The following is a 7,012-nucleotide window of genomic DNA, read 5'->3' on the forward strand; positions in this document are numbered from 1 at the left end:
CGAGGCCCATCATGCTCGATATCTTTTCCGCGCCACTGCGCAGGATCGTCGTGGTCTGCACGGCGGCAACGCTTGCCGCCTGCTCGACGTTGCCCCATTACAGCGTGCCCGAGGTCGCCGTGCCCGCGCACTACGCGAGCGCGCCACCCACGGCGCCAGGCTGGGCCGTCGCGGCGCCCGCCGACGGCCAGCCACGCGGCCCCTGGTGGACGCTCTTTCAGGATGACGAACTGAACCGCCTCGAAGCACGCGTGGACGTTTCGAACCAGACCGTGAAGCAGGCCGTCGCGCAGCTCCAGGCCGCCCGCGCGATGGTCGACTACCAGCGCGCGGGATACTCGCCTACCGTGACGGCGGGCGCTGCGCAACAGCGCTACCGCACTTCGCAGAACCTCGTGGACCACTCGCTCGCGGGCAAGACGATTCCCGACTATTCGGTGGGCGTGGGTGCGAGCTGGGAGCCCGACCTGTTCGGGCGCGTGAAGGACGCCACGGTCGAGGCGCGCGATAACGCCCAGGCGAGCCAGGCCGATCTCGAATCGGTGCGCCTCTCGGTGGCGAGCGATCTCGCTTCGGACTACTTCGATCTGCGCTCGCTCGATCGCCAGAAGAAGCTGCTCGACGACACCGTGACCGCCTATGGCGCCGCGCTGCGCATCGTTCAGCAGCAGCTCGCCGATGGCGCCATCGACGCCTCGGCGGTCGCGCAGGCGCAGACGCAGCTCGAAAGCGCGCGCACGGCGGACCAGGACATCGACGTGCAGCGTGCGCAGCTCCAGCACGCGATCGCGACGCTCGTCGGCGAGCCGGCTTCGACGTTCGCGCTGCCGCCGTTGGTCGAACCGGCCATGGTGCCGGCGATCCCCGCCGACGTGCCCTCCGCGCTGCTCGAGCGGCGCCCCGACATCGCCGCTGCCGAGCGCCGCGTGGCCGCCGCCAACGCGCGCATCGGCGAGGCGCACGCGGCCTTCTATCCGGACCTCACGCTATCGGCATCGGCGGGACTCGAAAGCACGTTCTTCGGACCGTGGCTCACGGCCTCCAGCCTCTTCTGGTCGCTCGGCGCGCAGCTCGCGGGCACGCTGTTCGACGGCGGACGACGCGACGCCACGCTCAAGGGCGCCGACGCGCAATACGACGCGACCGTTGCCGCTTATCGGCAGACGGTGCTCACGGCGTTCCAGCAGGTCGAGGACAACCTGAGCGCGCTCGGCACGCTCGCGGGCGAAGCGGACAGCCAGCAACGCGCGACGGCTGCTGCAGAGCTCTCGCTCAAGCTCACGACCAACCGCTATCAGGCGGGCGCCGTGAACTATCTCGACGTGGTGACGGCGCAGACCATCGCACTCCAGAACGAACGCAACGGGGATGAGATCGCGCAGCGTCGGCTCGATGCGAGCGTGCATCTGCTCGAAGCACTCGGCGGCGGGTGGGATCGCACGGCGCTGAACGGCAATAGCGAATCGCTAAAGGCCAACAGCAAGGCAAACAGCGCGGCAAACAGCAAGGCCAACAGCAACGCGAACACCGCGACAAAAAGCGCGGCTCAAAGCGCGTCACTCAGCGCCGCGCAAACGAAAGGATGAAGCGCGTGCCGGCGGCGTCGCTTTCGGCGCGCGCGGTGCCGCCGTGCAGCGTCATGATCGTGCGCACGATCGCGAGCCCGAGGCCCGCCGAGCCCGCTGCGTGCGGCTCGCTGTGGCGTGAGGCATCCACGCGGTAGAAGCGGTCGAAGATGCGCTCGAGCAGCGCGGCGTCGATGGGTGGGCCCGGATTGGCCACCGTGACGTCGAGCGTCGTGGGCTCGAGCGCGGCGCTCAGCATGATCTCGCCGCCGCGCGGCGTATAGCGCAGGGCATTGGCGAGCAGGTTGCTGACCGCGCGCCGGAACAGCTCCTTGTCCGCACGCAGCCGCCCCTCGCCCGTCACGCGGATGCGCACGCCGGCCTCGTCGGCGAGACCCTCGAAGTAGTCGGCGATTTGCGCGAGGGCCTCCACGGCGTCGAATTCGGCGAGCGTCGTGATGAACTGCGGATGCTCCGCGCGCGCGAGGAAGATCACGCTCTCGATCATGCGCGAGAGCCGCGCGCACTCCTCCAGATTCGATTCGAGCAGCGCTTCGTATTCGGGCGCCGTGCGCTCGCGCGCGAGCGCCACCTCGGTCGCGCCACGCAGGTTGCCAAGCGGGGTGCGCATGTCGTGCGCGAGATCGGCAGTGTATTGCGACATGCGCTCGAAGCCGCCGTGCAGCCGTTCGAGCATCGCGTTGAGCGACTTCACCAGCGCATCGAGCTCACTCGGCGCGCCGTCCACTTCGATGGCGGTATCGAGCCGCTCGACCGTGACCGTGGCCGCGCGCGCGGTCATCTCGCGCAGCGGGCGCAGCGACTCGCGCACGAGCAGCCAGCTCATCAGGAACGCGAGCAGCATGCCCGCGAAGCCGAACCCATAGAGCCGCTCGCGATAGTGGTCGAGCACGCGCCAGCGGTCGGACATATCGCGCGCGATGACCACGGTGACGGGCGTGCCGTCGCCGAGCGTCGCGTCGGCAGCGAGCCCGCGCACCGGCACATCGCGCGCGTTGCGCCACTCGTGCACGTCGTCTTCGGTGATGCGTTGGGCCGCATCGAGGCGCGCCGCAAGCGGCGTGGCGGGAAACTTCCCGTCGGCAATGCCCTGTGTGTTGTGCTCGATGAGCGGCGCGCCATCGGCGCCGAGCACTTCCATGGCCAGCGCCGAATTGCCCAGCACCTGGCTCGTGAGGCGCGGCGCGTGCTCGCGCACGTCCGCCGCGTTGTGCAGCTCGGCGGCGAGCCGGCGCAGATGGCGCGCGATCAGCACGATATCCAGATCGTCCTGCTGGCGGATTTCGCGGCCGAGCGTGAAGTAGAGCGTGCTGCCCACCAGCGCGAACACGGCGAGCGTGGTGCCCGCGAAACAGAGCGCGAGCGTAGTGGTCAGCGAGCGCGCGGCCATCAGGCGCTCTCTTTGATTTCGGCCACGTAGCCCACGCCGCGCACGGTGTGGATCAGCTTGACGGGATAGTCGTCGTCGACCTTGGCGCGCAGGCGGCGGATGGCGACTTCGACCACGTTGGTGTCGCTGTCGAAATTCATGTCCCACACGTACGAGGCGATCTGCGTGCGCGTGAGCACCTCGCCCTGGCGGCGCACGAGCAGTTGCAGCAGCGAGAACTCGCGCGGCGTGAGGTCGATGCGCGCGGTGCCGCGGCGCACGCGGCGCCGCGTGACGTCGATTTCGAGGTCTCCCAGCGACATCACGTCGGTCTCGCGCGGCGGACCGCGCCGCGCGAGCGTGCGCACGCGCGCGAGCAGCTCGACGAACGCAAACGGCTTGACGAGATAATCGTCGGCGCCCAGCTCCAGCCCCTTGACGCGGTCGTTCACGTCGTCGCGCGCGGTAAGGAACAGCACGGGCGTGGTGTGCGTCGTGCGCAGCACCTTGAGCACCGACCAGCCATCCATGGCCGGCAGCATCACATCGAGCACGATCACGTCGTACGCTTCTTCCCTCGCGAGAATCAGGCCTTCGGCGCCGTCCGTGGCCACGTCGACGGCGTAGCCCGATTCCTCGAGGCCTTTTTTCAGGTAGGCACCGGTCTTGGGTTCGTCTTCGATCACGAGAATCCGCATTGCCGCTCGTCCTTTCATCCGTATGGCTCGATTGTATGCGCTCGTATGCGCTCCGGGCTCAATCAACCGGCACGGAAATCACGCAACCCGCAGGTTGCAATTCCGAAACCCCCGTGCTAGTCTTTATGCAACCTGGAGGTTGCGTTATGAGCCCTGTTTCTGACCGTATCGAAAAACGTATCGTCCTGCGCGCGCCGCGCGAGCGCGTCTGGCGCGCGATTAGCGAGGCCAGGCAATTCGGCAGCTGGTTCGGCGTCGCGTTCGACGGCGAATTTGCGGCCGGTGCCCGCATCACAGGTCGGATCGCCCCGACCCAGGTCGATCCCGAGGTGGCGAAGATGCAGCAGCCCTATGCCGGCTTTCCGTTCGATTTCCATATCGAGCGGATCGAGCCGATGAGCCTGTTCTCGTTTCGCTGGCATCCGAACGCGGTCGAGCGCAACGCGGACTATTCGGCCGAAGCCATGACGCTCGTCGAATTCCGGTTGGAGGACGCGAACGAAGGCACGCTGCTGACGATCACGGAATCGGGCTTCGATGCCATCCCGCTCGAGCGCCGGGCCAAGGCCTTCACGAGCAACGAGGGCGGCTGGACGCATCAGTCGAAGCTCATCGCGAAGTACCTCGAGCGACTCCCATCGTGACGCACTCCTCATCAACCGCCGCCAAAAAGCTCCTCAGTGCGGCGCCCGTATTCGCGGCACTCGGCGACCCCGCGCGGCTTCGAATCGTCTCGAGGCTGTGCGAAGCGGGCCCCCTGTCGATCGTGCGGCTCACCGAGGGCGCGGACATCTCGCGCCAGGCCGTGACGAAACATCTGCACGCGCTCTCGGACGCCGGTCTCGTATGCAGCGAGCGTAGCGGCCGCGAAAGCCTGTGGCGGCTCGAGCCGTTGCGGCTGGAGGAGGCGCAACGCTACCTCGGCCAGATCTCCGCGCGCTGGGATCAGGCGCTCGTGCGGCTGGCGGCCCTCGTGGAACGCGAGGATCGCGACGAGGCTTGAACCTGCTTGCAGCCTGAAATCCTGGCCCGCGCTCACGCGCCCCGAGCCCGTGCAGCCGAGCCGCGCTGCGCCGGCGCCCGCTTCTCGCTACGCCGTTTCGCGGCTGCCGGCGCCGGTGTTTCGAGCCGCTCGACCTTGAAGCACCGCCCCGCTGCCCATTCGGCCTCGAGCGCCTCGCGCACGCCCAGCAGCGCCGTGCGCTGCTCGTCGAGCCGCACGCGCAGCGCGTCGATCTCGTGCAGACGCTGCTCGATGCGCTCGAGCAGCCCTTCCTTCGAAAAGCCCTGTATTTGCTCGACACTCGCGCGCATGTCCTCCAGCGAGAAGCCAAGCCGCTGCGCGAGCTGAATCTGCCTCAACCGCTCCTCAGCCGCTTCGTCATAGATCCGGTAGCCATTCGCGCCGCGGCTTGCCGGCGGCAGCAGGCCGCTTTGCTCGTAAAAGCGGATTGCCGAGGCAGCGATGCCCGTGCGAGCCGCCAGTTCTCCAATCTTCATCGCGCTTGACCTTCAAGTGAACTTGAAACTTAGTATACGCCGGTCTCCAGCGCCGAAAAGGTCTTTCGATGGCAACCTCACTGTTTACTCCGCTCACCCTGCCCAATGGCGGCACCCTGCCCAACCGCATCGCGAAGGCTGCGATGGAAGAAAACCTGGCGGATGCCGGCCAACTGCCGGGCATGGCGCTGTGGCGCCTCTACGAGGCATGGGGGGCGGGCGGCACCGGCCTGCTGATCACTGGCAACGTGATGATCGACGCACGCGCGCTGACCGGTCCTGGCGGCGTCGTGCTGGAGCGCGGCACGCCGCTCGAGCCATTCAGGCGCTGGGCGGCTGGAGCGCGCAAGCACGGCGCGCGGATCTGGATGCAGATCAATCATCCGGGCCGTCAGGTCATTGCGGCGATGGGGCGCGACGCATGGGCGCCCTCGGCTGTCCCGCTCGATCTGGGGCGGCACAGCAAGCTGTTTGCCGAACCGCGCGCGATGACGGAAGCGGAAATTCACGAAGTGATCGAACGCTTTGCGGATACCGCGCGAGCCGCGCAGCAAGCCGGCTTCGATGGCGTGCAGATCCATGCTGCGCACGGCTATTTGCTGTCGCAGTTTCTCTCGCCGCTGACCAACCGGCGCGACGATGCATGGGGCGGCCCGCTTGAAAACCGCGCAAGGCTGCTGCTCTCGGTCGTGCGTGCGGTGCGCGCACGCGTTGGCGCGTCGTTTAGCGTCGCGGTCAAGATCAATTCCGCCGACTTCCAGCGCGGCGGGTTTTCCGAGGCGGACGCGCGGCAGATCGTGCTATGGCTGAACGACGAGGCCGTCGATCTGGTGGAACTGTCGGGCGGGAGCTATGAGAGTCCTGCCATGCAGGGGCGCACGGCGGATGGCAGAACGCTTGCGCGCGAGGCTTATTTCTTGACGTTCGCGCAGGAGATTGCTGCGGTCGCACGCATGCCGATCATGACGACGGGGGGTATTCGGAGGAAATCGGTGGCCGAGGCTGTGATCGAGGAAGGCGTGGCCGTTGTGGGTATGGCGAGTGCGCTTGCTGCGGTGCCGGACCTGCCGCGTCGCTGGCGCGAGGGGCAAAGTGTCGATGCGCCGGTGATTACCGTCGGGTGGCGCGACAAGGCCATGGCCGGGCTGGCGACTATGGCGCTCGTCAAGCGCAGGCTGCGAGCGATTGCGGCCGGCGGGCGGCCTGGGCACCGCTATTCGGCCGTATATAGTCTTGTGGTTGATCAGCTTCGCACGCGTAGATTGACTGCGAGATATTTGCAGTGGCGGCAGGCGCGTGGTTGACGCGCCATGGCAATGTAGTGCTTTGCGATATCGTTATTTGGTTTGGAGGTCTTAGGTTTTTGGGTTTGGTGGGGATCGCTGGGTGTTGGCCTTTCCTTGTTTTCATGTCGGTATATTGGTGTTGCCCCTGTGCGGGGCGGCACCTACTTTTCTTTGCAGCGGCAAAGAAAAGTAGGCAAAAGAAAGCCGCTCAAACCGCCAGTGTGACGCAGTACACCACTCGACTTATATCGGAGCGGCTCCGGAGCGTCTGTCACCACGCGCCGTCACCCGGAGTGACTAAGGGCTCATCCATCCGGCGGCGCTACGCGCGCCGTCGGGCATAACCAAAACCAGTGGGGCGCACGCGTTTTCGTAGGACTCCCGCGTATTTGCTCGGCAGTACTCTCGCGCATTCGCCAAGCAGCACGCCCGGTTTTCCTTGCAGACCCTTCCGCCCGCGCGTAGCGCGCGGCGGGAAGGATGAGTCCTTTGTCACTAAGGCGGAGTGTGCGGGGTGACGGATGCCCCGGAGCCGCTCCGATTGACAGGGCAGTGGTGGACCGCGTCACACTG

Annotated in this window: 7 protein-coding genes; 4 read left to right on the plus strand and 3 right to left on the minus strand. The window is 66.9% G+C overall.

Annotated features, from left to right (window positions below; translation table 11 throughout):
* Positions 1-11 precede the first annotated feature (11 nt).
* Positions 12-1,586 (plus strand): efflux transporter outer membrane subunit, encoded by a 1,575-nt coding sequence (locus EYW47_RS19145; RefSeq protein ID WP_133196409.1) that lies wholly within the window; start codon positions 12-14, stop codon positions 1,584-1,586.
* Here EYW47_RS19145 and EYW47_RS19150 read toward each other — a convergent pair.
* Both EYW47_RS19150 and EYW47_RS19155 read right to left on the minus strand, forming a co-directional pair.
* The gene (locus EYW47_RS19150) at positions 1,561-2,976 is read right to left on the minus strand and encodes a heavy metal sensor histidine kinase (RefSeq protein WP_133196410.1); all 1,416 of its coding nucleotides are present in this window, start codon (positions 2,974-2,976) and stop codon (positions 1,561-1,563) included. The genes EYW47_RS19145 and EYW47_RS19150 overlap by 26 nt on opposite strands.
* Positions 2,976-3,653 carry a heavy metal response regulator transcription factor gene (locus EYW47_RS19155; protein WP_133196411.1) on the minus strand — a complete coding sequence of 226 codons (678 nt, stop codon included), beginning with the start codon at positions 3,651-3,653 and terminating at the stop codon, positions 2,976-2,978. The genes EYW47_RS19150 and EYW47_RS19155 overlap by 1 nt, the downstream gene beginning before the upstream one ends.
* Before the next feature lie 146 nt (positions 3,654-3,799).
* On the opposite strand from EYW47_RS19155, the gene EYW47_RS19160 reads away from it, so the two are divergent.
* Both EYW47_RS19160 and EYW47_RS19165 read left to right on the plus strand, forming a co-directional pair.
* Complete coding sequence (locus tag EYW47_RS19160) at positions 3,800-4,297, plus strand: SRPBCC family protein (RefSeq protein WP_133196412.1); 498 nt, start codon at positions 3,800-3,802, stop codon at positions 4,295-4,297.
* Positions 4,294-4,656 (plus strand): ArsR/SmtB family transcription factor, encoded by a 363-nt coding sequence (locus EYW47_RS19165; RefSeq protein ID WP_240763801.1) that lies wholly within the window; start codon positions 4,294-4,296, stop codon positions 4,654-4,656. Before EYW47_RS19160 ends, EYW47_RS19165 begins: the two co-directional genes overlap by 4 nt.
* 32 nt (positions 4,657-4,688) lie before the next feature.
* Here EYW47_RS19165 and EYW47_RS19170 read toward each other — a convergent pair whose 3' ends face one another.
* Positions 4,689-5,153 (minus strand): MerR family transcriptional regulator, encoded by a 465-nt coding sequence (locus tag EYW47_RS19170; protein WP_133196414.1) that lies wholly within the window; start codon positions 5,151-5,153, stop codon positions 4,689-4,691.
* 68 nt (positions 5,154-5,221) lie between these two features.
* Here EYW47_RS19170 and EYW47_RS19175 point away from each other — a divergent pair, with 68 nt between their 5' ends.
* The gene (locus EYW47_RS19175) at positions 5,222-6,457 is read left to right on the plus strand and encodes an NADH:flavin oxidoreductase/NADH oxidase family protein (protein WP_133196415.1); all 1,236 of its coding nucleotides are present in this window, start codon (positions 5,222-5,224) and stop codon (positions 6,455-6,457) included.
* Positions 6,458-7,012 lie beyond the last annotated feature (555 nt).

Origin of the sequence: Paraburkholderia silviterrae, from assembly GCF_004353915.1 — a bacterium.
Taxonomy (GTDB): domain Bacteria; phylum Pseudomonadota; class Gammaproteobacteria; order Burkholderiales; family Burkholderiaceae; genus Paraburkholderia; species Paraburkholderia silviterrae.

Coding starts and splice junctions, on each gene's coding strand:
- EYW47_RS19145 (WP_133196409.1), top strand. CDS start 12: ATGCTCGATATCTTTTCCGCGCCACTGCGCAGGATCGTCGTGGTCTGC.
- EYW47_RS19155 (WP_133196411.1), bottom strand. CDS start 3,653: ATGCGGATTCTCGTGATCGAAGACGAACCCAAGACCGGTGCCTACCTG.
- EYW47_RS19175 (WP_133196415.1), top strand. CDS start 5,222: ATGGCAACCTCACTGTTTACTCCGCTCACCCTGCCCAATGGCGGCACC.
- EYW47_RS19170 (WP_133196414.1), bottom strand. CDS start 5,153: ATGAAGATTGGAGAACTGGCGGCTCGCACGGGCATCGCTGCCTCGGCA.
- EYW47_RS19150 (WP_133196410.1), bottom strand. CDS start 2,976: ATGGCCGCGCGCTCGCTGACCACTACGCTCGCGCTCTGTTTCGCGGGC.
- EYW47_RS19160 (WP_133196412.1), top strand. CDS start 3,800: ATGAGCCCTGTTTCTGACCGTATCGAAAAACGTATCGTCCTGCGCGCG.